This window comes from Pararhizobium mangrovi, from assembly GCF_006516965.1.
GTDB classification, from domain to species: Bacteria; Pseudomonadota; Alphaproteobacteria; order Rhizobiales; family Rhizobiaceae; genus Pararhizobium_B; species Pararhizobium_B mangrovi.
Genome location: NZ_VHLH01000008.1, coordinates 112,668 through 134,213, shown reverse-complemented (window position 1 = coordinate 134,213; position 21,546 = coordinate 112,668). Strand labels below are relative to the sequence as shown.

18 protein-coding genes and 1 tRNA gene are annotated in these 21,546 nt (G+C 64.9%); 8 read left to right on the top strand and 11 right to left on the bottom strand.

From position 1 onward, the window contains the following. The first annotated feature begins 23 nt into the window (after positions 1-23). Both FJU11_RS06760 and FJU11_RS06755 read left to right on the top strand, forming a co-directional pair. Complete coding sequence (locus tag FJU11_RS06760; protein ID WP_141166268.1) at positions 24-1,259, top strand: lytic murein transglycosylase; 1,236 nt, start codon at positions 24-26, stop codon at positions 1,257-1,259. A gap of 121 nt (positions 1,260-1,380) precedes the next feature. Beyond that, positions 1,381-2,667, top strand: a complete 1,287-nt coding sequence (locus FJU11_RS06755) for an SGNH/GDSL hydrolase family protein (protein WP_181408076.1) — start codon at positions 1,381-1,383, stop codon at positions 2,665-2,667. A gap of 74 nt (positions 2,668-2,741) precedes the next feature. Here the strand turns inward: FJU11_RS06755 and FJU11_RS06750 are convergent, their stop codons facing one another. From FJU11_RS06750 to gltB, 5 genes are all read right to left on the bottom strand, one after another. After that, a complete protein-coding gene (locus tag FJU11_RS06750) occupies positions 2,742-4,196 on the bottom strand; it encodes a glutamate synthase subunit beta (RefSeq protein WP_141166266.1) in 1,455 nt (484 codons plus the stop codon). 83 nt (positions 4,197-4,279) lie between these two features. Continuing rightward, positions 4,280-4,915 (bottom strand): glutathione S-transferase family protein, encoded by a 636-nt coding sequence (locus FJU11_RS06745; protein WP_141166265.1) that lies wholly within the window; start codon positions 4,913-4,915, stop codon positions 4,280-4,282. Between the two features lie 32 nt (positions 4,916-4,947). Then, positions 4,948-5,349: a type II toxin-antitoxin system VapC family toxin gene (locus tag FJU11_RS06740; protein ID WP_141166264.1), complete on the bottom strand. Its 402-nt coding sequence runs from the start codon at positions 5,347-5,349 to the stop codon at positions 4,948-4,950. Further along, positions 5,346-5,624, bottom strand: a complete 279-nt coding sequence (locus FJU11_RS06735; protein ID WP_141166263.1) for an AbrB/MazE/SpoVT family DNA-binding domain-containing protein — start codon at positions 5,622-5,624, stop codon at positions 5,346-5,348. Before FJU11_RS06735 ends, FJU11_RS06740 begins: the two co-directional genes overlap by 4 nt. Before the next feature lie 47 nt (positions 5,625-5,671). Further along, positions 5,672-10,396 carry a glutamate synthase large subunit gene (gene gltB / locus FJU11_RS06730; protein ID WP_141166262.1) on the bottom strand — a complete coding sequence of 1,575 codons (4,725 nt, stop codon included), beginning with the start codon at positions 10,394-10,396 and terminating at the stop codon, positions 5,672-5,674. A 612-nt stretch (positions 10,397-11,008) separates the two neighbouring features. On the opposite strand from gltB, the gene FJU11_RS06725 reads away from it, so the two are divergent. After that, positions 11,009-12,058 (top strand): threonine aldolase family protein, encoded by a 1,050-nt coding sequence (locus FJU11_RS06725; RefSeq protein ID WP_141166261.1) that lies wholly within the window; start codon positions 11,009-11,011, stop codon positions 12,056-12,058. 81 nt (positions 12,059-12,139) lie between these two features. Here the strand turns inward: FJU11_RS06725 and FJU11_RS06720 are convergent, their stop codons facing one another. Beyond that, positions 12,140-12,613, bottom strand: coding sequence for an Hsp20 family protein (locus tag FJU11_RS06720; RefSeq protein WP_141166260.1), 474 nt, complete (start codon positions 12,611-12,613; stop codon positions 12,140-12,142). Positions 12,614-13,116: 503 nt separating this feature from the next. Between FJU11_RS06720 and FJU11_RS06715 the strand changes: the two genes are divergently transcribed. Further along, entirely contained in the window at positions 13,117-14,103 is a 987-nt protein-coding gene (locus tag FJU11_RS06715; RefSeq protein ID WP_141166259.1) for an alpha/beta fold hydrolase, read from the top strand. A gap of 40 nt (positions 14,104-14,143) precedes the next feature. Here FJU11_RS06715 and hisN read toward each other — a convergent pair whose 3' ends face one another. Together hisN and FJU11_RS06705 are read right to left on the bottom strand one after the other, a co-directional pair. After that, entirely contained in the window at positions 14,144-14,917 is a 774-nt protein-coding gene (hisN, locus tag FJU11_RS06710) for a histidinol-phosphatase (RefSeq protein ID WP_141166258.1), read from the bottom strand. A gap of 257 nt (positions 14,918-15,174) precedes the next feature. After that, the gene (locus tag FJU11_RS06705; protein ID WP_141166257.1) at positions 15,175-16,065 is read right to left on the bottom strand and encodes an N-formylglutamate amidohydrolase; all 891 of its coding nucleotides are present in this window, start codon (positions 16,063-16,065) and stop codon (positions 15,175-15,177) included. Positions 16,066-16,395: 330 nt separating this feature from the next. Between FJU11_RS06705 and cpdR the strand changes: the two genes are divergently transcribed. Next, positions 16,396-16,755, top strand: a complete 360-nt coding sequence (gene cpdR, locus FJU11_RS06700) for a cell cycle two-component system response regulator CpdR (protein WP_141166256.1) — start codon at positions 16,396-16,398, stop codon at positions 16,753-16,755. Between the two features lie 86 nt (positions 16,756-16,841). Further along, positions 16,842-16,916: transfer RNA gene (locus FJU11_RS06695), tRNA-Val, on the top strand. 52 nt (positions 16,917-16,968) lie between these two features. On the opposite strand, the gene FJU11_RS06690 is transcribed toward FJU11_RS06695, so the two are convergent. Then, positions 16,969-18,381: an MFS transporter gene (locus FJU11_RS06690; RefSeq protein WP_141166255.1), complete on the bottom strand. Its 1,413-nt coding sequence runs from the start codon at positions 18,379-18,381 to the stop codon at positions 16,969-16,971. A gap of 97 nt (positions 18,382-18,478) precedes the next feature. Further along, entirely contained in the window at positions 18,479-18,814 is a 336-nt protein-coding gene (locus FJU11_RS06685; protein ID WP_141166254.1) for a DUF2147 domain-containing protein, read from the bottom strand. Between the two features lie 322 nt (positions 18,815-19,136). Between FJU11_RS06685 and FJU11_RS06680 the strand changes: the two genes are divergently transcribed. After that, on the top strand, positions 19,137-19,391 hold the full coding sequence (locus FJU11_RS06680) for an acyl carrier protein (protein WP_141166253.1): 255 nt from the start codon (positions 19,137-19,139) through the stop codon (positions 19,389-19,391). Further along, positions 19,391-20,680: a serine palmitoyltransferase gene (gene spt / locus FJU11_RS06675; RefSeq protein WP_141166252.1), complete on the top strand. Its 1,290-nt coding sequence runs from the start codon at positions 19,391-19,393 to the stop codon at positions 20,678-20,680. The genes FJU11_RS06680 and spt overlap by 1 nt, the downstream gene beginning before the upstream one ends. On the opposite strand, the gene FJU11_RS06670 is transcribed toward spt, so the two are convergent. After that, positions 20,598-21,533, bottom strand: a complete 936-nt coding sequence (locus tag FJU11_RS06670) for a hypothetical protein (RefSeq protein WP_141166251.1) — start codon at positions 21,531-21,533, stop codon at positions 20,598-20,600. The two genes, spt and FJU11_RS06670, sit on opposite strands and share 83 nt — an antisense overlap. Between the last annotated feature and the right edge of the window lie 13 nt (positions 21,534-21,546).

Sequence of the window (21,546 nt, the reverse complement as noted above, 5' to 3'; positions counted from 1 at the left end):
CATATCAGGCGCGGAGGTAAGCGATGAAGGCGAGAAAGGGTTCCATTCCGGGTTCGAAGGTGGCGCTGCGCGGCATGCTGGCCGCAGCGGTCGTCGCCTGCGCGATTGCGCCCGCCCCGGCAGACGCGCAATCGGGCTTTACCGACTGGATTTCCAACTTCTATTCGGTGGCCGCACGCTATGGCGTAACGCGCAGCACCTACCGGAAGGCCTTTTCCGGCGTCAATTCGCCGGATCGCGAAACGCTCGAAAAAGCGCACAACCAGCCCGAATTCACGACCAAGATCTGGGATTATCTCGACTCCCACGTGAACGCCTTCACGGTCGAAAACGGCCGCCGCATGGGCAAACGCTACGCCTCGACGCTTGCGGCGATCGAGCAGCGTTACGGCGTCGACCGCAGCGTGCTTCTCGCCATCTGGTCGATGGAATCCAATTACGGCGCCGTCCTTCAGGATCCGAGCCGCCTGCATTATGTGCCCCGCGCGCTCGCGACGCTTGCCTATTACGACAAGTCCCGCGCGAAATACGCGCGCCAGCAGCTCATTTCCGCATTGAAGATCCTGCAGAACGGCGATGTGGAGCCGAACGGCATGTTCGGATCGTGGGCAGGTGCCATGGGACAGACCCAGTTCATCCCGACGAGCTATGACATCTACGCCGTGGACGCCGATGGCGACGGCCGGCGGGACATCTGGCGCTCGGTCGCCGACACGCTGGCGAGTTCGGCCAATCTGTTGCACAAGAACGGCTGGCGCACGGGTCAGACATGGGGTTACGAAGCGGTGCTGCCTTCCGGCGGCGCGCGCTACAAGGGCCAGGAAAAGACGCTTCGCCAGTGGGCCGCCCTCGGCTTCACGCGGCCCGACGGCAAGGGCTTTCCCGTTCCGGGCAGGGACGCGGTGCTGAAGATGCCTGGCGGGTCCGACGGGCCGGTCTTCCTGATGGCGCGCAACTTCTACGTCATCAAGCACTACAACCAGTCCGACTATTACGCACTCGCCGTCGGCCTCCTTGCAGACCGCATCGCCGGCTACGGCGGCGTGGACCAGTCCTGGCCGCGACCGGCCGGATCGCTGGACGTAAGCCAGAAATTCGAGATCCAGACGCGGCTGAAATCGCTCGGCTACTACGCGGGCGACATCGACGGCAATCTGGGTTCCGGTTCGCGCGCGGCGATCGCCGCCTTCCAGGAACAGAACGGCTTGACCGCCGACGGTGAACCGTCCCACAAGGTGCTCGAAGCGCTGCGACGCTAGGCTTGCGCCGCAGCACCTGCAACAACGGGTGCGAGCGATGCACGGACATCGGAAAGATAGGAAGAAGCGCATCGGCCGTCCTGTCGCGGCCGGTCTTCTCGTGATTCTCGCATTCGCATTCGTGGCACCGACACCCGCCGCGGCGCGTTCCATCCTCGACGTGATCTTCGGCAACCACCAGCGTTCCGAAAACCTGCAGCGCCATCCGCCGGCACCCAAGGCACCGCGCCAGCGTTCCAGTCCGCGTTCGGCCCCTTCCCCCTCTTCGTCCCATTCTTCCCCGCACCGGGCGAGCAAGCCTGCTCCGCCGCCCGAGCCGAAGGTCGAGAAGGTCGACAACGCCCTGACGATCCTCGTCGTCGGCGATTTCATGGCGAGCGGCCTTGCCGACGGGCTGAGCGAGGCTTTCGAGAAGTCGCCGGGCGTCGAGATCGTCGACCGCTCCAAGGGTTCCTCCGGTCTCGTTCGCGACGACTATTACGACTGGCCCGGCCAGATCGGTTCCATCCTCGACGAAACGAAGCCTTCGATCGTGGTCGTCGAGATCGGCGCCAACGACCGGCAGGACCTGCGTATCGACGGAAAGAGCGCGCCCGTGCGCTCGGACGCCTGGACCGCGGCCTATACCGACCGCGCGACTGCACTTGCCAACGCCGTCACCAAACGGGACATCCCGCTGCTTTGGGCAGGCGTGCCCGCCTTCAAGTCCCCGGCGATGTCGGCCGACATGCTCGCCTTCGACAGCATCTTCCGTTCGGTGGCGAGCAAGACCGGCGGCACCTTCGTCGACACATGGGACGGCTTTACCGACGAGGACGGAAACTTCGTCTATACCGGACCGGACATTAACGGCCAGCAGGTGCGCCTGCGCGGCTCCGACGGCATCAACCTGACGCGCGCCGGCAAGCGCAAGCTCGCCTTCTACGTGGAAAAGCCCGCCCGGCGCCTACTCGGCGACTCGGCCAGCGAGGATGTCGCCAAGCTTTCCGGCGACGACCTGCCGGATCTCGGCTCGCTCCGGGTTTCGAAACCGCAGGAAGTCAAGCAGACCGAACCGATCAGCCTGACCAATCCCGATCTCGACGGCGCCTCGTCCCTTCTCGGCGCGAAACCACTGCCGGTCGACGATAATTCGCCGCGCGCCATGCTCGTTCGCGATGGAAAGACCGGGACACCGCCCATGGGTCGGGCCGACGATTTCCGCTGGCCGCTCGGCGAGCGCGCGAAGAAGCCCGAACAGGAAAAGACCGTGCAGAATGCGGCGCCCAAGGCGGGCGACAGCGGACCCCATCCACGCGATCCGTCGACATTTCAGGCAATCGGAAAGGCCGGAAAGTCGGGCCGCCCCATGCGCAAGGTCTCCGCGGACGCGAAGGAACCGTCCGAAATGACGCAGGCCAGCCAGTAGCCGAACCGCGGAGGAACGCCGGCGCCGGCGCTCCAGGTGAAGCCGTACCCACCAAGAGCCTTGGCTCGTCTTCGTTACCGCGGCAGCGTCGTGCTTCCGGTCAACGCCGTGTCCACGGCATTGGCGACCTGGCGCCCTTCCCGGATCGCCCAGACGACGAGCGACTGGCCGCGACGCACGTCGCCGGCGGTCCATAGCTTGTCGACGGAGGTCCGATAGTCGGCGTCGTTGGCCTCGACGAAAGTCGCCCCGCGGCGATCGACGCCAATCTTCAGCCTGTCGCCGAGATCGGCGACGACGCTGTCCCCGAACGGTCCGCGGAAGCCGATGGCGATGAAGGCGAGATCGGCCTTGATGACGAACTCCGTGCCCTCGACCGGCTTGCGCTTCTCGTCGACCTCGCAACATTTCACGCCGGTCAGCCTGCCGTCCTCGCCGACGAATTCGAGCGTGCCGACCTGGAATTCCCGATCCACGCCCTCGGCCTGCGAGGAAGACGTACGCATCTTCGTCGCCCAGTAGGGCCACACGGCGAGCTTGTCTTCCCTCTCCGGCGGACGGGGGCGGATGTCGAGCTGCGTGACGCGCACGGCTCCTTGGCGAAACGCCGTGCCGACGCAGTCCGAAGCCGTATCGCCACCGCCAACGACCACGATGTGCTTGCCGCCGGCGTTGACGGGGTCGGACGACCATGCCGTCGCCGGCACGTTCTCGCGTGCGACCTGCTTGTTCTGCTGCACGAGGAAGGGCATCGCGTCGTGGACACCGGCAAGATCCGTGCCCGGGATACCCGAATCGCGCGGCGTCTCCGAGCCGCCGCAATAGATGACGGCGTCGTATTCGGCGAAGAGTTCGTCCATCGTCTTGTCGACGCCGATATTGACGCCGGCGAAGAAGGTGACGCCCTCGCCTTCCATCTGCGCGACGCGACGATCGATGAAGTATTTCTCCATCTTGAAGTCGGGAATGCCGAAGCGCAGCAGCCCGCCAATCTTGCTCTCGCGCTCGTAGACGTGGACGTCGTGGCCGGCGCGGCCGAGCTGCTGAGCCGCGGACATGCCGGCCGGGCCTGAGCCGATGACCGCGACGGTCTTGCCGGTCTTGAAGGTCGGCGGCTGCGGCGTCACGAAGCCGAGCTCGTAGGCCTTGTCGGCGATCGCCTGCTCGATCGTCTTGATGGCGACGGGCGTATCCTCGAGGTTCAGCGTGCAGGCTTCCTCGCACGGGGCGGGACAGATGCGGCCAGTGAACTCGGGAAAATTGTTGGTCGAGTGCAGATTGCGGATCGCCTCTTCCCAATCGTCCGCATAGACGAGGTCGTTCCAGTCCGGAATCTGGTTATGGATCGGACACCCCGTCGGCCCGTGACAGTACGGGATGCCGCAATCCATGCAGCGCGCGGCCTGCTTCTGCACTTCCTGGTCCGACATCGGAATGGTGAATTCCTTGAAATGCCGGATGCGGTCGGAGGCCGGCTGATACTTTGCCGTCTGCCGGTCGATCTCGAGAAAGCCCGTTACCTTGCCCATGCGTGTTCCGTTCCGTTGACGGCCGGGCAGCGTATGCCGCACTGGCCTTCGTCCGTTCGTCGTTGTCTCGTCCGTACCCCGGATCAGCCGAGATCGGGCTCGGTCTGCGTATAGATCGCCTCGCGCTTCATGCGCTGCCACCAATCCGCAAGACCCGGTACGTCGAGGACCGTCTCCTTGTCCGGCGTCTGCTCGACATAAAAGCAAAGCGGCGCGAGATAAAGGTCGGCGAGCGACATCGCATCACCGGCGATCCATGGATCGTCGCCACGCAGCTTCATGATTTCGCGCAGCGAGAGCCGAAGGTCGTCGATCCCCTGCTTGCGGGCGTCCTCGTCCTTGTCTTCCTCGGACTCGGCAAAGAGATGGTAGTTCAGAAGACCGCCGAGCAGCGCACCGTAGGCATAGGAGTCGACGATACCGATCGTCATGTCCATGCGCGCGCGGTCCTTCGCGTCCTGCGGCACGAAGGACGGTCCGGAAAGCGTATCGTTCAGATACCGCGCGATCGCGTTCGTCTCGATAAGGCGCATTCCGTCGACATCGAGGACCGGCACCTTGCCGAAGGGGTTGCGCTCCAGGTGCTCGGGCTGCCTGGGCTCGCCCTTCAGCACGTTCACCGGTACCTGCTCGTATTCGGCGCCCTTTGCCGCGAGAAGCATCCTGACGGTGCGCACATAGGTGCTGCCGTCGAAGCCGTAGAGGATCATGTCTGCCATCGTTTCTCTCCCGAAGCGGTTGCGGTCCTCCGTTAGGATTGCAACCAGTTCTCCGTCTTCAAGCCCGTCACCCGGGCAAATTCACGTTCGTTGTCCGTGACCAGCGTGGCATCCATGGCAAGCGCATGGGCTGCGATCAGCATGTCGTTCTGGCCGATTGGCAGGCCGGCACGTTCCAGTTCGGTGCGCAGTCGGGCGTAATGGACGTCGGCCGGTTGATCCCACGGCAAGACGTTCAGATCGGTCAGTATCTCTTCAACTAGAAGAGCGAGCCGTTGCGAACCCTTCTTCATGGCGCCGAAGCGAAGCTCCGCGGCAACGATCGAACTGACGCTCAACATCGACGTATCGAGTTCGCTCACTCGCTTTGCTGCCGCGCCATCCGGGAACTTCATCACGTGGGATACGATGTTTGTGTCGAGATGAAACCTCATTCCTTCGGATCGAGATCGACCGGCTCAGGCGGAAGATCCTCGATTTCCGGAAAGTCTTCTTCGATCGGTGGTTGGGAACGCAGCCATTCTACCAGTTCCTTCGGCGTCCGCCGCGCTCGACGACCTTCGACCCTTAGGGAGCCATCTTCGTTGCGGATCAAATCGACCTCGTCTTCGGAAAACGCCCAGTCCTTCGGAATATGTAGCGTCTGGCCATCGGCATCATGGGCGACCCTTATGGTCCTGCGCAGAACGCCAGCATGAAACTCGTTCATCGAACATCTCCAAGCCCGCTAAGCCATAGCATAAACAGGAACCAACCTCACTCCGCAGCCACACCCATGCGCATGCGCTCCATCTCCTCCAGTGCCCGGCGGTATTCGACCGGCATCACCTTGCGGAACTTCGGCCGGTAGTCGGCCCAGTTGTCGATGATTTCCCGGGCGCGGTCGGACTCCGTGAAGTGCAGATGGTTGGTGATGAGCTGGAAAAGGCGCTCCTCGTCGTGGCGGGTCATGTCGCCAGAGACGTCGACGCGGCCCTTGTGCATGAGGTCGCCGCCGTGATGGTGCAGCTTTTCGAGGATGTCGTCCTCCTCCGGCACCGGCTCCAGATCGACCATCGCCATGTTGCACCGGGTCGTGAAGGTCTGATCCTCGTCGAGCACGTAGGCGACGCCGCCGGACATGCCGGCCGCGAAGTTGCGGCCCGTGCCGCCGAGCACGACGACGATGCCGCCCGTCATGTATTCGCAGCCGTGGTCGCCGACACCCTCGACAACGGCGACTGCCCCGGAGTTGCGCACGGCGAAACGTTCGCCGGCGACGCCGCGGAAGTAGCATTCGCCTTCGATCGCGCCGTAAAGCACCGTGTTGCCGACGGCGATCGCATTCTCGGGCTTGATGCGGCTGCCCGCCGGCGGTCGAACGACGATACGCCCGCCCGAAAGGCCCTTGCCGACATAGTCGTTGCCGTCGCCGAAGAGCGTGAACGACACGCCGTGCGCCAGAAAGGCACCAAAGGACTGGCCGGCCGTGCCCTTTAGGGTCACGGCAATCGTATCCTCCTTCAGCCCCTTGTGGCCGTAGCGCTTGACGAGCTCGCCGGAAAGCATCGCTCCGACCGAACGGTTGACGTTCTGGATCGGCACCTCGAAGGCGACCGGCTCCTTGTTTTCGAGCGCCGGCATGGCCTTTTCGATCAGCTCCCGATCGAGAATATCGTCGATCGGATGCTTCTGGCGTTGCGTCCAGTAGGTCGCTTCCTTCGGCGCGTCCGGCTTGTAGAAGACGCCCGTGAAGTCGAGACCCTTGGCCTTCCAGTGGTCGATGAGTTCGTCCTTGGCGAGAAGGTCGGACTGGCCGATCACCTCGTTGAGGCTGCGGTAGCCCATCTCGGCGAGCAGTTCGCGCACTTCCTCGGCGACGAAGAAGAAGTAGTTCACGACATGCTCGGGCGCGCCCTTGAAGCGCTTGCGCAGCACCGGATCCTGCGTCGCCACGCCCACCGGACAGGTGTTCAGATGGCACTTGCGCATCATGATGCAGCCGGCCGCGATCAGCGGAGCCGTCGAGAAGCCGAACTCGTCGGCGCCCAGCAGTGCGCCGATCATGACGTCGCGGCCAGTGCGAAGCCCACCGTCGACCTGCAGCGCGATGCGCGAGCGCAAACCGTTCAGCACGAGCGTCTGGTGCGTCTCCGCGAGCCCCATCTCCCAAGGGCTGCCGGCATGCTTCAGCGAGGTCAGCGGCGAGGCACCGGTGCCGCCGTCATAGCCGGCGATGGTGATATAGTCGGCCCGAGCCTTCGCCACGCCGGCGGCGACCGTGCCGCAACCGACCTCCGAGACGAGCTTCACGGAGACGTCGCCCGCCGGATTGACGTTCTTCAGGTCGTAGATCAGCTGCGCCAGATCCTCGATCGAGTAGATGTCGTGGTGGGGCGGCGGCGAGATCAGGCCGACGCCGGGCGTCGAATGGCGCACCTTGGCGATCGTCGCGTCGACCTTGTGGCCGGGCAACTGGCCGCCCTCGCCGGGCTTGGCCCCTTGGGCGACCTTGATCTGCATCATGTCGGAATTGACGAGATATTCCGTCGTCACGCCGAAGCGGCCACTCGCGATCTGCTTGATCGCCGAGCGCTCCGGGTTGGCGGCCCCGTTGAAGAGCGGCAGGAATCGGTCCGGCTCCTCGCCGCCCTCGCCCGTGTTCGACTTGCCGCCGATCGCGTTCATGGCGCGTGCGAGCGTCGTATGCGCCTCGCGGGAAATCGAGCCGAAGGACATCGCTCCCGTCGAGAAACGCTTGACGATCTCGGCAGCCGGCTCGACCTCGTCGACCGGAACCGGTGCGCGTCCGCTCTGTTCCGCGGACTTGATGGTGAAGAGTCCGCGGATCGTGTTGTAGCGGTGCGCGTCGGCGTTCATCTGCTGCGAGAACTCGCGGTAGCGGTCTCGTGAATTGCCGCGCACGGCGTGCTGCAGGGAAGCGACGGCGTCCGGCGTCCAGGCGTGCTTTTCGCCGCGCACGCGATAGGCGTATTCCCCGCCGATCGAAAGTGTGGAGGCAAGGGTCGGGTCTGCACCGAAAGCTTCGGCGTGCCGCTCGCAGGTCTCGCGCGCGATCTCGGCCAGCCCCACCCCTTCGATGCGGGTATCCGTACCGGTGAAGAACTGCTCGACGAAGGACGACGAAAGGCCGATCGCGTCGAAGATCTGCGCGCCGCAATAGGACTGGTAGGTCGAGATGCCCATCTTGGACATGACCTTGAGAAGCCCCTTGCCGATCGCCTTGATGTAGCGCGTGACCACTTCGTTCTGGTCCACCTCGGGCGGGAAATCGCCCTTGCGGTGCATGTCCTGCAGCGTGTCGAAGGCGAGGTAGGGGTTGATCGCCTCGGCACCGAAGCCCGCAAGACAGGCGAAGTGATGCACTTCGCGCGGTTCGCCCGTCTCGATCACGAGACCGACCGAGGTGCGCAGACCACGGCGGATGAGGTGGTGATGGACGGCCGCGACCGCGAGCAGCGCGGGAAGCGCGATCCGGTCGGGCCCGAGCTGGCGGTCGGAAAGGATGATGATGTTGTAGCCGCTCGTCACCGCCTCTTCGGCACGTGCGCAAAGCCGCTCGAGCGCAGGGGCGAAGCCCTCTTCGCCCTCGCTCGCCTCGAAGGTGCAGTCGAGCGTCTTGGTGTCGAAGCGGTCCTCCGCGTGACCGATCGAACGGATCTTTTCGAGATCGGCATTGGTGAGGATCGGCTGGCGCACCTCGAGCCGCTTCTTGCGCGCCGCACCCTTGTGATCGAGGATGTTCGGACGCGGACCGATGAAGGAGACGAGGCTCATCACCAGTTCCTCGCGGATCGGATCGATCGGCGGATTGGTAACCTGCGCGAAGTTCTGCTTGAAATAGGTGTAGAGAAGCTTCGCCTTGGACGACATCGCCGAGATCGGCGTGTCCGTCCCCATCGAGCCGATCGCTTCCTGCCCGGTCGTCGCCATCGGCGCCATCAGGAACTTGGTGTCCTCGCGCGTGTAGCCGAAGGCCTGCTGGCGATCGAGCAGCGAGACGTCGCGCCGCAACGCGCGCGGCTCCACCGGCGAGAGCTCCTCGAGGATCAGCTGCGTGCGCTTCAGCCACTCCGCATAAGGATGCTCGTTGGCAAGCTCGGACTTGATCTCCTCGTCGGAAACGATCCGGCCCTTCTTGAGGTCGATCAGGAGCATGCGGCCGGGCTGGAGGCGCCACTTCTGGACGATCGTCTCTTCCTTCACCGGCAGCACGCCGGCTTCCGAAGCCATGATCACGCGGTCGTCGTCGGTGACGACGTAGCGCGCGGGTCGAAGCCCGTTGCGGTCGAGCGTCGCGCCGATCTGCACGCCGTCGGTGAAGGTCACCGCCGCCGGCCCGTCCCACGGCTCCATCAGGGCAGCATGGTACTCGTAGAAGGCCTTGCGCGCGGGCGACATGAGGTTGTTGCCCGACCACGCTTCGGGAATGAGCATCATCATGGCGTGCGGCATCGAATAGCCGCCCTGCACCAGGAACTCGAGCGCGTTGTCGAAGCACGCGGTATCCGACTGGCCGGGATAGGAGATCGGCCAGAGCTTGGAGATGTCGGATCCGAAGAGCGGCGAGGAAACGGCCGCCTGGCGCGCGGCCATCCAGTTCGTGTTGCCCTGAAGCGTGTTGATCTCGCCGTTATGGGCGACCATGCGATAGGGGTGCGCGAGCTTCCACGAGGGGAACGTGTTGGTCGAGAAGCGCTGGTGCACGAGGCAGAGCGCGGACTCGAAGCGCTCGTCGGTCAGGTCCGGGTAGTAGGCGCCCAGCTGGTAGGCGAGAAACATGCCCTTGTAGACGATCGTCTGCGCCGACATCGAGACGATGTAGAAGCCATTGTCGTCGGTTCCGGCTTCCTCGTAGATGCGCCCGGAAATCACCTTGCGGATGAGGAAGAGCTTGCGCTCGTAATCGGCGTCGGTGAGGATCGCTGGATCGCGGCCGATGAAGACCTGCCGGTGCACCGGCTCCGTCGCTGCGACGTCCGCCGCGTTCGAAAGGGAGGCGTTGTCCGTCGGCACGTCGCGGAAGCCGAGAAGCGTCTCGCCCTGTTCCGCCACCACCTCGGCGACGACCTCTTCGATATGCGCGCGCTGTTCGGCATCCTGCGGCATGAAGATATGGCCGACGCCGTACTTGCCGGGTTCCGGCAGCGACACGCCCTGCTTTTCCATCTCTTCGGCAAAGAAGCGATGCGGGATCTGGACGAGCAGGCCGGCACCGTCGCCCATCAACGGATCGGAGCCGACGGCGCCGCGATGGGTGAGGTTTTCGAGCATCGCCAACCCGTCGCGCACGATCTGGTGCGAGGCGACGTTCTTCATCTGCGCGACGAAGCCGACGCCGCAGGCATCGTGCTCCTTGCGCGGATCGTACATGCCCTGGCGAGGCGGCAGGGCGGATGCGCCCGCCGCGCGCTGCGGTTTGCGCGCGGACGCGGTCGTCGAGGCCTCGGCCTTGGCTCTGGATGGCGTATGATGCGTCATCGTCCCTGTCTCCTTCCTCGCGACCGGCAGCCATTCGGGCTTGTCCGGGGTCGGCTTTTCCCCTTCCTCCCCGATGGGCGGAAGGACGGCCGTCACCGCATGGCCGGATCTTCGAGCGGTATGCCCGCGTCGTGACGCGTTCCCGGCGTAACGAAGCGTCGGCCCCGGCGTAACGAAGCATCGGCAGTCCGCCGGACCGCCCGATCGACGGCGCTTCCTCACGCGAGTCACTTCGTCCTTCCCGCGGAAACTCCACCCAGTATAGGGCGCTTGTCGGACTAAAGCAGGTCTCCGACCGCAAAACGCCGAATTAGGACAGCATTCCTGTCCTATCGAGGCCTTCTATTGCCAGAAAACCTGCGAATACGCAAGCCGTCCACAAGCAGCAAAATCGCGTTAGAGCCTCTATCTTTCGTTGCGCCGCCCTTTCGCGCAATTTTCGCACGACGAAGCGACCCTGGCCAACGCAAACTTGCCGCGCCCGCGAACCGCGGCCGGCATGCCTTGCCGCGGTGCGGCAACGGGGATAAGCCGAGGGCAACTCCCGCCGCGGTCCGCGGATCATCCCATCGGATCGTCGTCTGCGCGAATAAAGAGCGAGACCGAGGTACCATGATCTTTGCTTCCGACAACTGGGCCGGCGCCCATCCCGCGATCGGCGAGGCGCTTGCCCGCCATGCCGGCGGCTTCGCCGCAGCCTACGGCACGAGCGATCTCGACCGAAAGATCGAGGAGCGCTTCAACACCCTCTTCGAACGCGAGGTCGCCGTATTCTTCGTCGGCACCGGAACGGCCGCCAATTCGCTGGCACTCGCCAGCGTCAATCGGCCCGGCGGCGTCAGTTTCTGCCACTCGGAGGCGCACGTCATCGAGGACGAATGCGGTGCGCCGGAATTCTTCACCAACGGCGCGCGCCTCGTACCGATCGACGGTGCGGCGGGCCGGATGGACACCGACGCCCTGGAGGCCGAAGTGGCGCGCTTCGCGCCGGGCGTGGTGCATACCGGCCAGCCGATGGCCATCACGATGACGCAACCGACCGAGGTCGGAACGGTCTACGCGCCGGAGGATATCGAACGCATCGCCGGCATCGCCAAGCGCTACGGCCTGCCGCTGCATATGGACGGTGCGCGCTTTGCCAACGCGCTCGTTCATCTCGGCCTTTCTCCGGCCGAAATGACGTGGAAGCGCGGGGTCGATATCGTTTCTTTCGGCGGCACGAAGAACGGCTGCTGGTGCGCCGAGGCACTCGTCTTCATGAACCCGGAGATGGCGCGCGACGTGCCGTTCATCCGCAAGCGGGCGGCGCAGCTCTTTTCCAAGAGCCGGTTCGTCGCGGCGCAGTTCGACGCCTATTTCGAGGACGACCTCTGGCTCGATCTCGCCCGCCATTCAAACGCCATGGCCGACCGGTTGCGCGCCGGCATCGCGGCGAGCGACCATGCCCGCCTCGGCTGGGAAACGCAGACCAACGAGCTCTTTCCGATCATCGAAAAGGCAAGGGTCGATTCCCTTCGTACCGCCGGCGCCGTCGTCATGGACTGGATGCCGCCACGCGCAGTTCGAAGCGAAATCGGCGAGGACGAAATGATGGCCCGCATGGTCACGAGCTTCGCCTCCTCCGAAGGCGACGTCGATCGTCTGCTCGAAAGCCTCGGCTAGATTCTTTCAGGTTTATACATCGCACAAACGAAAACGGCGCCCGAACGGGCGCCGTCTTGATGTCCATACGATCGTGCGAAATCAGGCGGTGTGCGCCTCGATCTGCGTCGCCTCGACCTCGGACGTGTCCGAAATGGCGATCTTGCGCGGCTTCATGGCTTCCGGGATCTCGCGGACGAGATCGATGTGCAGAAGGCCGTTCTTCAGCGAAGCGCCCTTGACCTCGACGTGTTCGGCAAGCTGGAAGCGGCGCTCGAAGGCGCGCTTGGCGATGCCGCGATACAGCATCTCGTTCTGCTCGCTACCATCCTCGTACGCCTTCTCGGCGGTGACGGTCAGGATATGCTCGCGGGCCTCGATCGAAAGCTCGTCCTCGCCGAAGCCGGCAACGGCCATCGTGATGCGATAGGCGTTCTCGCCGGTACGTTCGATGTTGTAGGGCGGATAGCTCTGGCCCTGCGCCTGATCCGGCTGGGCAAGGCTGTCGAGCATGGTGAAGAGACGATCGAAACCGACCGTGGAGCGATAAAGGGGGGAAAAGTCGACGTGACGCATGATGTCCTCCTGAAGAGCGACTGGTTCCTGGATCGACCGAAGGCTCCCGTCTCGGCGAGCCCGTCGTGCGGTCGGCAGACCCTTTCGGCGCCTGCAAGACGGTAGATGGTGGGCCGTTTCGAAGCGTTCAAGCCCGTGTCAATCCCCTTTCGGATATTTTGTTCGGCTCGCCAAAAACGCGCACTCTTCGGTCCCGCATCGCGCATGGCGAAGGCGACGATCCGCCGAATTTTCAGATGAACAGATTATGAATGGTCGGTTCGGATCGCGTTCAGACGGCACCCTCTAGATTGGCCAGCATTGGGGAAGCAATTTCCTGATCGGCTGGAGTGCAACGTCCCTTCCTCTCTGGCCGCCGAGGTCGGAGACCTGCCATTCGTCGGGGCTGGCGGGTAGGTTTCCGACCTCATTTCCTTGTTCGCAGGTTGGTGGATTCGCGCGCCACGGAACCTTAAGACGATCGAGGCACTCTTCCCTCGACGATCACGGCAGACCGGACGACCATGGACGCGACGCTCTACGCCACCGCCGGAAATCCCATTCCGGAGACCGCGCGTGCCGGACGCTTCGAAGGCGTCGACGGCACCAGCCTGCGCTACGCCCTCTTTTCGCACGGCGGCCAGAACCCGTGCGGCACCGTCGTCCTGCTTCACGGCCGCAACGAATGCATCGAAAAGTATTTCGAAACGGTACGCGACCTCGACGCGCTCGGTTTTGCCGTTGCGACGTTCGACTGGCGCGGCCAGGGTGATTCGGGTCGCCTCGTGAATGGCCGCAGCGAAGGCCACGTTCGGCGTTTCTCCGATTACGTCGGCGATCTGCGGAGTTTTCTCGAAACCATCGTCGAACCGTGGGCGCCGCGCCCCCTCTACCTCATCGGCCATTCCACCGGCGGCCTCATCGCGCTTGCCGCGGCGCCGGAACTCGGCGGAACGATCGAGCGGATGGTGCTTTGCGCGCCATTCGTGGCGCTTGCCCGCCGGCGCTCCGCGGCACGGCGCCTCGCCGCGCTGTTGCGACTTGCCAACCTTGCCGGGTTCGGCACCCGGGCGGTCGGGACACGTCCCGTCGCCCCTCCTTTCGAAGGCAACGGGCTGACCAGCGATCGGGCCCGTTTCGAACGCAACCGCGCTATCGTCACGCAGCATTCGGGCCTTGCACTCGGGCGCCCGACCGTACGCTGGCTTGCGGAAACGATGGGCGCGATGGATACCGTGAACCAGCAGGCGTTCCTGACCCGCATCTCCGTGCCGACCCTCGTGCTCGCCGCCACGCGTGACACGATCGTGCCGGCAACCGCGCTCGAAGCGATGGACGAGCGCTTCCGCGCCGGCCATCTGATGGCGATCGACGGTGCCCGGCACGAAATCCTGCAGGAACGCGATCTCTACCGCGCCCAGGCCCTGGCCGCCATCGAGACCTTCTTCGCCGGCAAGGCGACATCGGATCGTCCTTCGATGCTCCATGCGGCGGAGACGGACGCCGACTGAAGGCCTCTGCAAACGGCGACAGGCCGATCGGACGAACGAATCAGTCGCCGAGCACGGCGAGAGCCGCCTCGTGAACGGCCGCGCTACCGGCAGCGACGATATCACCGCCCTGTTCCGGTCGTCCGCCGGTCCACGTCGTCACCACGCCGCCCGCACGCTCGACGAGCGGAATGAGACCGGCGATGTCGTAAGGCTTCAGCCCCGATTCGACGACGAGATCGACGTGGCCGGCGGCAAGCAGCGCGAAGGCATAGCAGTCGCAGCCATAGCGCGGCAGGCGCACGACCTGCTCGAGCCGCTCGTAGCGCTCGGCGTTCGCCCCCGTGTGCAGTTTCGGCGAAGTGGTGAAGAGTGTCGCGCGGGAAAGCGTTTCGCAGTCGCGCACGGCAAGCGGCCGCTCGCCCGAGGCCGTGCGCAGCACCGCACCCTCCCCGCCAGCGAGAAACCGCTCGCCGGTAAAGGGCTGGTCCATCATGCCGAGCACGGCACGACCGTCTTCGTAGAGGCCGACGAGCGTGCCCCATACCGGAAGGCCGGAGATGAAGGCGCGCGTGCCGTCGATCGGATCGATGACCCACAGGCGCGCGCTGTCGGCGGAGGCGGAACCGTGTTCCTCGCCGAGAATGCCGTCTTCGGGAAAGCGCTCGCCGATCAGGTCGCGGATTGCCGTTTCGGCCGCTCGGTCGGCTTCCGTGACCGGATCGAAGCCGCCCGTCTCCTTGTTCGCGACGTCGATCGGCTGGCGAAAGCGCGAAAGCGTCTCGCGCGCGGCAGCCTCGGCGAGTTCTTCGAGAAAAGCGAAGTCGGCTGACACTATCGGTCTCCGTTCGAATGAATGTACGCACGATCGAAACGCTTCGATTCAAGGCTCCGCATGCACAATCGGCGCACCCGTTGGCAAATTTTTGAGCATGCAAAAATTGTAAGCATTTTCTGTTGACAGGGAAGCTGCGCGCACGCAGGATAACGGTACGCGGTCTGGTGCCGCGTGGCCCTCCTTGGGCGTTTCCTCCCTAGACTTGCCGCGCCTTCGGGCGCGGTTTTTTTTCTGCGCAGATTGCAGTCCGCCGCTCATTCGGCGGCGAGCGGCGGAGCGTCCGGCGCATCGAGGCCGATCTGCGTCAGTGCGCGGCAGAACCGGCCGAGATCGTCGGCGAGTGCCGCGAAACCGGCCTTGCGCCGCAAGGTCGCCTCGTCGACGTAGAGCCCGCGATTGATCTCGATCTGCAGGGCGTGGATCCCGCGGTTCGGCCGGCCGTAATGCTCGGTGATGAAGCCCCCGGCATAGGGTTTGTTCTGCGTGACGGCATACCCCATGCCCTTCAGAAGCAGCACCGCGGTGCGTGTGAGTTCAGGTGCTGCACTGGTGCCGAAGCGGTCGCCGACGATGAAGTCCGGCCGGCCCGTTCCGCCCGGTGCACGCACGCTCGCCGGCATGGAATGACAATCGACGAGCACCGCATGGCCGAAAGCCGTTCGGCTTTCCAGGACCAGGCCGCGCAGCGTCTCGTGGTAGGGCCGGTAGAGCGTTTCGACGCGGCGCAGCGCTTCCTCGACCGGCAGCCGCCGGCGATAGATCTCCATGCTTTCGGCAACGACGCGCGGGACGGTGCCGAGCCCGCCGGCCACGCGGAGCGAGGAAACGTTCGCGAAGGAAGGCAGCCGCCCGTCGAACATGCGCGGGTCGAGTTCGTAGGGTTCGCGATTGACGTCGAGATAGGCCCGCGGGAAGTTGGCCGAAAGCAGGGGCGCACCGCAGGAGACGACCGAAGCGAACAACTCGTCGACGAAATAGTCCTCCGAACGGCGAATGGTGCGCGCATCGAGACGAGCCTGCTCCAGAAAACCGGCAGGATAGACCCGCCCGCTATGGGGCGAATTGAAGACGAAAGGCACGCACTGGCGTGCCGGACGGGCAAGCTCGAACGGCTTTACGCCGAAGAAATCGCCGATTTCGTCCATCACGCACCCCATGCCCGTCGATTTTACAGAGATTGCGCATGCCGGGCGACAAGACAAGCCGGCACGGTGCCGCGCCGACAGCTTTCTGCGAAACGGCCCGTGTGGTAACCGTGTCGTGACCGCACCGTTCGGCCTCGCTACGGGCCCGCACGGTCCTGCGGGCACGATACATTCGGCGCGGCGCCACGCGCTCCGGCAGCGCCGGCATTCGAAAAGCTTGCGCGACCCCGCGTTAAGGAAGTATTGACCAAGAATGGATAGGTGGTTCTCAGGCGCCGGCTGTGCGAGAGGTGCACCGAGCGCGGCTTTGGGAGCTCTTGGGGCAGTTTCATGAACATCCTTCTTGCCGAAGACGACGAGGACATGCGTCGGTTCCTGGTGAAGGCGCTCGAACGCGCCGGATACGACGTGACCGCCCACGACAACGGCGCGAGCGCCTACGATGCGTTGCGCGAGCAGCCTTTCTCGCTGCTTCTGACCGACATCGTCATGCCGGAGATGGACGGCATCGAGCTGGCGCGGCGGGCGAGCGAACTCGACCCGGACCTGAAGGTGATGTTCATCACCGGATTCGCAGCCGTCGCGCTGAACCCCGATTCGCAGGCACCCAAGGACGCCAAGATCCTTTCCAAGCCCTTCCACCTGCGCGATCTCGTGAACGAGGTCCACAAGGTTCTCCAGGCCGCTTAGGTCGGTTTAAGGTCGGTGCCGTCGAATTCGGTCGACCGGCGCTTGACGGGCTTCATGTCTTTGTGATTAAAGCCGCGCCGTCGGATGGGCGTGTAGCTCAGCGGGAGAGCACTTCGTTGACATCGAAGGGGTCCCTGGTTCAATCCCAGGCACGCCCACCATCCGGTTCACCCGAAATCGCCAGAGGCCAAGCATCGCGAGACGCGTGCGAAGCTACGCCGCGTCGTTCCTCCTCGGCGCGAGGGCCAGTGCCGTCACCGCGGAAAGCGCGGCGATCGCGGCGGCGGCGAAGAGCACGCGGCGCGTCGCGAGGATGATCAGGTCCGGATCGCCGATCGCACCGGGCCGACCGCCGAAGGCGAGCCCGATCGCGGCGATGGCGACCAGGCCGCCTGCCCGCGCAGCCACGTTGTTGATGCTGGAAGCCGTGCCGGTGCGCGTGTCGGCGACGGCATCGAGAACGGCGGTCGTAAGCACGGGAACGGTGATCGTCATGCCGATGCCGACGGCGACGATGCCGGGGAAATAATCGAGCCAGTAGGCACCACCGGCAACGCTGAAGGCAAGCAGCAGGAAGCCGGCCGCCGCCGTTGCAGGCCCGAGGACGAGCGGCAGGCGCGGCCCAGTGCGCGCGGCGAGCCCGCCCGAAAACCGCGAGAAGCCGCCCATCAGCACCGAAAACGGCACGAAGGCCGTTCCGGTCACGACGGCATCGTAGCCGTGGCCGGCGATGAGCGAGAGCGGCAGCACGACGAAGCAGGCCGAAAGCCCGGCATACAGCAGCACCGTCAGGAGGTTGATCGCGGCAAAGCCCGGTTCGGCGAAGAGGTCGAGCGGGATCATCGGGTTCGCCGCGCGATGCTCGCATCGCAGGAACCCCGCGCCGGCGAAGAACGCTGCCACGATCGCCGCGGCCCCGACGGCATACCGCCCGTCGCCGATCGCGATCAGGCCGAAATTGAGGAGGCCGAGCGCGGCCATGCCCGTGACCGCGCCGGGCCAGTCGAGCCGGCCGCCGGGCGTGCGCGGCAGGGGCGGAAAGCCGCGCGCGAAGAAGAGCGCGGCGATGGCGAGCGGCAGGTTGATCGCGAAGACAGCGCGCCAGTTCGCCGTGTCGACGAGCCAGCCGCCGACGACCGGGCCGATGGCGGTGCCGACCGCGCTTGCCGCCGCCCACGTGCCGATCGCACGTCCGCGTGCGGCCCCCTTGAAGGTCGCGGCGATGATGGCAAGGCTCGACGGCACGAGCAGCGCGGCGGCAATGCCCTGAACGATCCGCGCGGCAACGAGCGTGACGGCGCTTGGTGCGAGCGCGCAGAGTGCGGAAGCGGCAGCGAAACCGCAGACGCCGGCGACGAAGGCGCGACCGCTGCCCCACCGGTCGCCGAGCGCACCGCCGATCAGCATGAGGCTGGCGAGCGCCAGCATGTAGCCGGTGACAATCCACTGCAGTGCCGCGACATCCGCGGAAAGATCCGCACCGATCGCCGGAAGCGCGACATTGACGATCGAGCCGTCCATGAAGGTCATGGCCGAGCCGAGCACGCTTGCAGCCAGAACCCCGAAGCCCGGCGAAGCGCCGAACGGGCCGCCGAACGACCGGTGCGAGGAGACGGATCGGCTCATCTTCGTGCGGTTTCCCAGGACGTGGGACGCAGAACTGCCGTCGGCGGCCCACGTCCCGGCCACCGAGCGATGAAACCGCGCCGAACGATGGGGCGCGCTACTGCTTGGTCCAGACCTGCGACTTGCAGAACACCTTGAGCGCGCATCCGCGAACGATCATCGACGTTCCTTCCACGCGGGCGGAGCCGGCATAGTGGCGGTCGGTGTTCGGATCGGTGATTCGGCCCTCGTAGCTGCCGTTGTCGCCGTCGAATCGGCCGATGGTCCGACCATGGAACTTGCCGCTGACGATCGTCACGCAGAACGCGTCGCCGCATTCCGCGACGCGGGCGAGCACGCCGCGTTCGGATTTCCACAGGCCGGTAATGTTCGCTGCTGCCGCACTCGGTCCAACGAGCGCGACGCTCAGCATACAAGCGATGATCAGCCTCATTTGCCGATGCCCCGTTTGTTTGCGTCGTTCCCTTCTCCGCCCCATATAGGCGCCCGCGTCTTCCGCCCAACCCACGGGGGCACGCAATCGTCTACCGGTGATAACCCCGCACACGCACAAGTAATAAACGCGGTGAAACGTTCGGTGAGAAAAAAAAGAAACGATTTCGAACATGGCGTTAACGTTTACGGCTTTGACCATAGGCTATCTTGAATGCTACAGGAATGTGACGTTCGTCCCCGACACAAGCGGCGTCGCGTCCCGGCAGGCCTTTTCTTCGTCGGGTTATTCCGGCGGGAAGCCCCATGCTTGAGGAAGTGCGATGGAAGACGTTTCGCGTGATATTTCAGGCGAAATCATCAGTGTACTCGAATCAGTGATCGACAAACCTCTGGACGCGACGTCGGAGAAGGATCTCGTCTCCGACCTCGGCATGGATTCGATTGCCCTGATGAATTTCAGCATGGCACTAGAGGACCATTTCGACGTCTCGATTCCTCTCGACCGAATGGCCGAAGTCGAAACGCTGGGGGACCTTTCCGACACAATCGAGAATCTGCTGCGTAAAGGCAAGTAATGTCCCTGTTTTCAAAGTTCGATGGCCTGCGCGCCGCCCATGCAAAGCTGACAGCGGCCGGCGCCGACCCGTTCTCCGTGGTCTTCGAGGATATCGTTTCGGCGACGGAAGGAATCCTTCACGGGCAGCGGACCGTGCTCCTCGGCACCAACAACTATCTCGGCCTGACCTTCGACGAGGCCGGCAAGCAGGCCTCGATGGAGGCCGTCGCGCGCCATGGCACCGGCACCACCGGCTCGCGGATCGCCAATGGCAGCTATGACGGGCACGCGCGGCTCGAGGCCGAACTCGCCGCCTTCTTCGGCCGTCGCCACGGCATGGTCTTTTCGACCGGCTATCAGGCCAATCTCGGTATTCTCTCCACGCTCGCCGGAAAGCACGACCATCTGGTCATCGATTCCGACAGCCATGCGAGCATCTACGACGGGGCGCGCCTCGGCCATGCGCCCGTCGTGCGCTTTCGTCACAACGATCCGAAGGATCTGGAAAAGCGCCTTGCGCGGCTCGCCGACGAACCCGGCGAGAAGATCATCGTCGTCGAGGGCATCTATTCCATGCTCGGCGATTCGGCCCCGCTCGCCGAAATCTGCGAGCTGAAGCGCAGATACGGCGCCTATCTGATCGTCGACGAGGCCCATTCCATGGGTGTGCTCGGCGAGAACGGTCGTGGGCTGGCCGAAGAACTCGGCGTCGAGAACGACGTCGACTTCGTCATCGGCACCTTTTCCAAGAGCCTCGGCAGCGTCGGCGGCTTCTGCGTATCGAGCCTCGAAGGCTTCGAGACGCTGCGCATCGCCTGCCGCCCGTATATGTTCACCGCTTCCCTGCCCCCGGCGATCATCGCTTCCACGAGCCGCGCGCTTACGATCGTCGGCGAACAGCCGGAACTGCGCGCGCGCCTGCGCGGCAACGCCGAACGGCTCTATCATGGTCTTTCCGCCGCCGGCTTCGTCGTCGGGCCGGAATGCTCGCCCATCGTCTCCGTCATCATCCGCGACGTCGACAAGGCGGTCGCCTTCTGGAACATGCTGCTCGAGCGCGGGCTCTACGTGAACCTCGCCCTGCCGCCGGCGACGCCGAGCGCGGCGGCCTTCCTGCGCGGCAGCGTTTCGGCAAGCCACAGCGAGGAACAGATCGCCTTCGCCGTTGACGTGATGAGCGAGGTCGGCCGCGAGCTCGGTCTTCTGCCGAGCAAGGTCACCGAGCTCAGCGCAAGACGCCGCGACGCCAAAGACGCAAAAGAACCGGCCCGGCCGCGAGCAGCGGGTGCCGGCGCTGCCACGGCGTAAGGCGGATTTCCTCGCCTGAATGGCGAGCGATCTTCCAGACGATGTAGTCCGCCCCGCCACGAAACGTGAAGGCGGCCTTGGCGAGGCGGGCAAGATTGAGCGGCTTGGCGGCCAGACGTCGCCACCGCCATGCGCGCTCGAACCGCTGCCGCTCGCGGCGTGACAGTCCCGGGCGGATCTCGCCGCCTCCGGTTTCCTCGACCGGTATGCCGGCAAGCGTGAGTGCGGGCGCCAGGACGGCACGGTAGCGTGCCGGCGCGAACGCGACGATCGAGCCGCTGCGTGCCGCCCCCTCGACGCGCAGTTCCGAGGCGTAGGTTCGGCGAAAGAGCGCCTGCCAGAAATCCGCGGGATCCCCCGTCTCTGGCCCGAGCCCGGCGGCGAAGCCGGCCGCGGTCGATATCGCGCCGGCGACCGTATCGGCCATTCGGTCCCGGTCGGAAGCGTCACGGCACCATGGTGCCGCGACCGGCTGGCAAAAGCGCACCCAGACGGAACTGTCCAGTCCGCGACCGCGTGCCAGCGCTTCGAACTGGTCCTCGGCAAGGATCGCCACCTTCGCCTTCAGCGGACCATCCGCATGCATCAACTCGTGATACTCGACGTTCGGCGGCAGGATCCGGTTTGCCGCGCGGCGGAGCCGGCCTTCCCGCCAGTCGGCGAGCCGTTCGACGACGACGTAGAAGTCGAGCAGTCCGGTCAGATCGCCGGTGCGCACGGACGAACCGTAGAAGAGGACGGCGACCGGTGGCCGGCGCGCGGTTTCGGCGAGATGCGCGGCAAAAGCAATGACCGCCGGCGGCATCTCTGCCGCCAGTTCCGTCGATACCGTCTCTTTCAAGTCGCCGTTCATCGATGATCCAAAC

Bases quoted from the DNA above. Each gene is read 5' to 3' on its own strand.
- FJU11_RS06760 (WP_141166268.1), top strand. From the start codon at position 24: ATGAAGGCGAGAAAGGGTTCCATTCCGGGTTCGAAGGTGGCGCTGCGC.
- FJU11_RS06750 (WP_141166266.1), bottom strand. From the start codon at position 4,196: ATGGGCAAGGTAACGGGCTTTCTCGAGATCGACCGGCAGACGGCAAAG.
- FJU11_RS06745 (WP_141166265.1), bottom strand. From the start codon at position 4,915: ATGGCAGACATGATCCTCTACGGCTTCGACGGCAGCACCTATGTGCGC.
- FJU11_RS06740 (WP_141166264.1), bottom strand. From the start codon at position 5,349: ATGAGGTTTCATCTCGACACAAACATCGTATCCCACGTGATGAAGTTC.
- FJU11_RS06735 (WP_141166263.1), bottom strand. From the start codon at position 5,624: ATGAACGAGTTTCATGCTGGCGTTCTGCGCAGGACCATAAGGGTCGCC.
- gltB (WP_141166262.1), bottom strand. From the start codon at position 10,396: ATGACGCATCATACGCCATCCAGAGCCAAGGCCGAGGCCTCGACGACC.
- FJU11_RS06725 (WP_141166261.1), top strand. From the start codon at position 11,009: ATGATCTTTGCTTCCGACAACTGGGCCGGCGCCCATCCCGCGATCGGC.
- FJU11_RS06720 (WP_141166260.1), bottom strand. From the start codon at position 12,613: ATGCGTCACGTCGACTTTTCCCCCCTTTATCGCTCCACGGTCGGTTTC.
- FJU11_RS06715 (WP_141166259.1), top strand. From the start codon at position 13,117: ATGGACGCGACGCTCTACGCCACCGCCGGAAATCCCATTCCGGAGACC.
- FJU11_RS06705 (WP_141166257.1), bottom strand. From the start codon at position 16,065: ATGGACGAAATCGGCGATTTCTTCGGCGTAAAGCCGTTCGAGCTTGCC.
- cpdR (WP_141166256.1), top strand. From the start codon at position 16,396: ATGAACATCCTTCTTGCCGAAGACGACGAGGACATGCGTCGGTTCCTG.
- FJU11_RS06690 (WP_141166255.1), bottom strand. From the start codon at position 18,381: ATGAGCCGATCCGTCTCCTCGCACCGGTCGTTCGGCGGCCCGTTCGGC.
- FJU11_RS06685 (WP_141166254.1), bottom strand. From the start codon at position 18,814: ATGAGGCTGATCATCGCTTGTATGCTGAGCGTCGCGCTCGTTGGACCG.
- FJU11_RS06680 (WP_141166253.1), top strand. From the start codon at position 19,137: ATGGAAGACGTTTCGCGTGATATTTCAGGCGAAATCATCAGTGTACTC.
- spt (WP_141166252.1), top strand. From the start codon at position 19,391: ATGTCCCTGTTTTCAAAGTTCGATGGCCTGCGCGCCGCCCATGCAAAG.
- FJU11_RS06670 (WP_141166251.1), bottom strand. From the start codon at position 21,533: ATGAACGGCGACTTGAAAGAGACGGTATCGACGGAACTGGCGGCAGAG.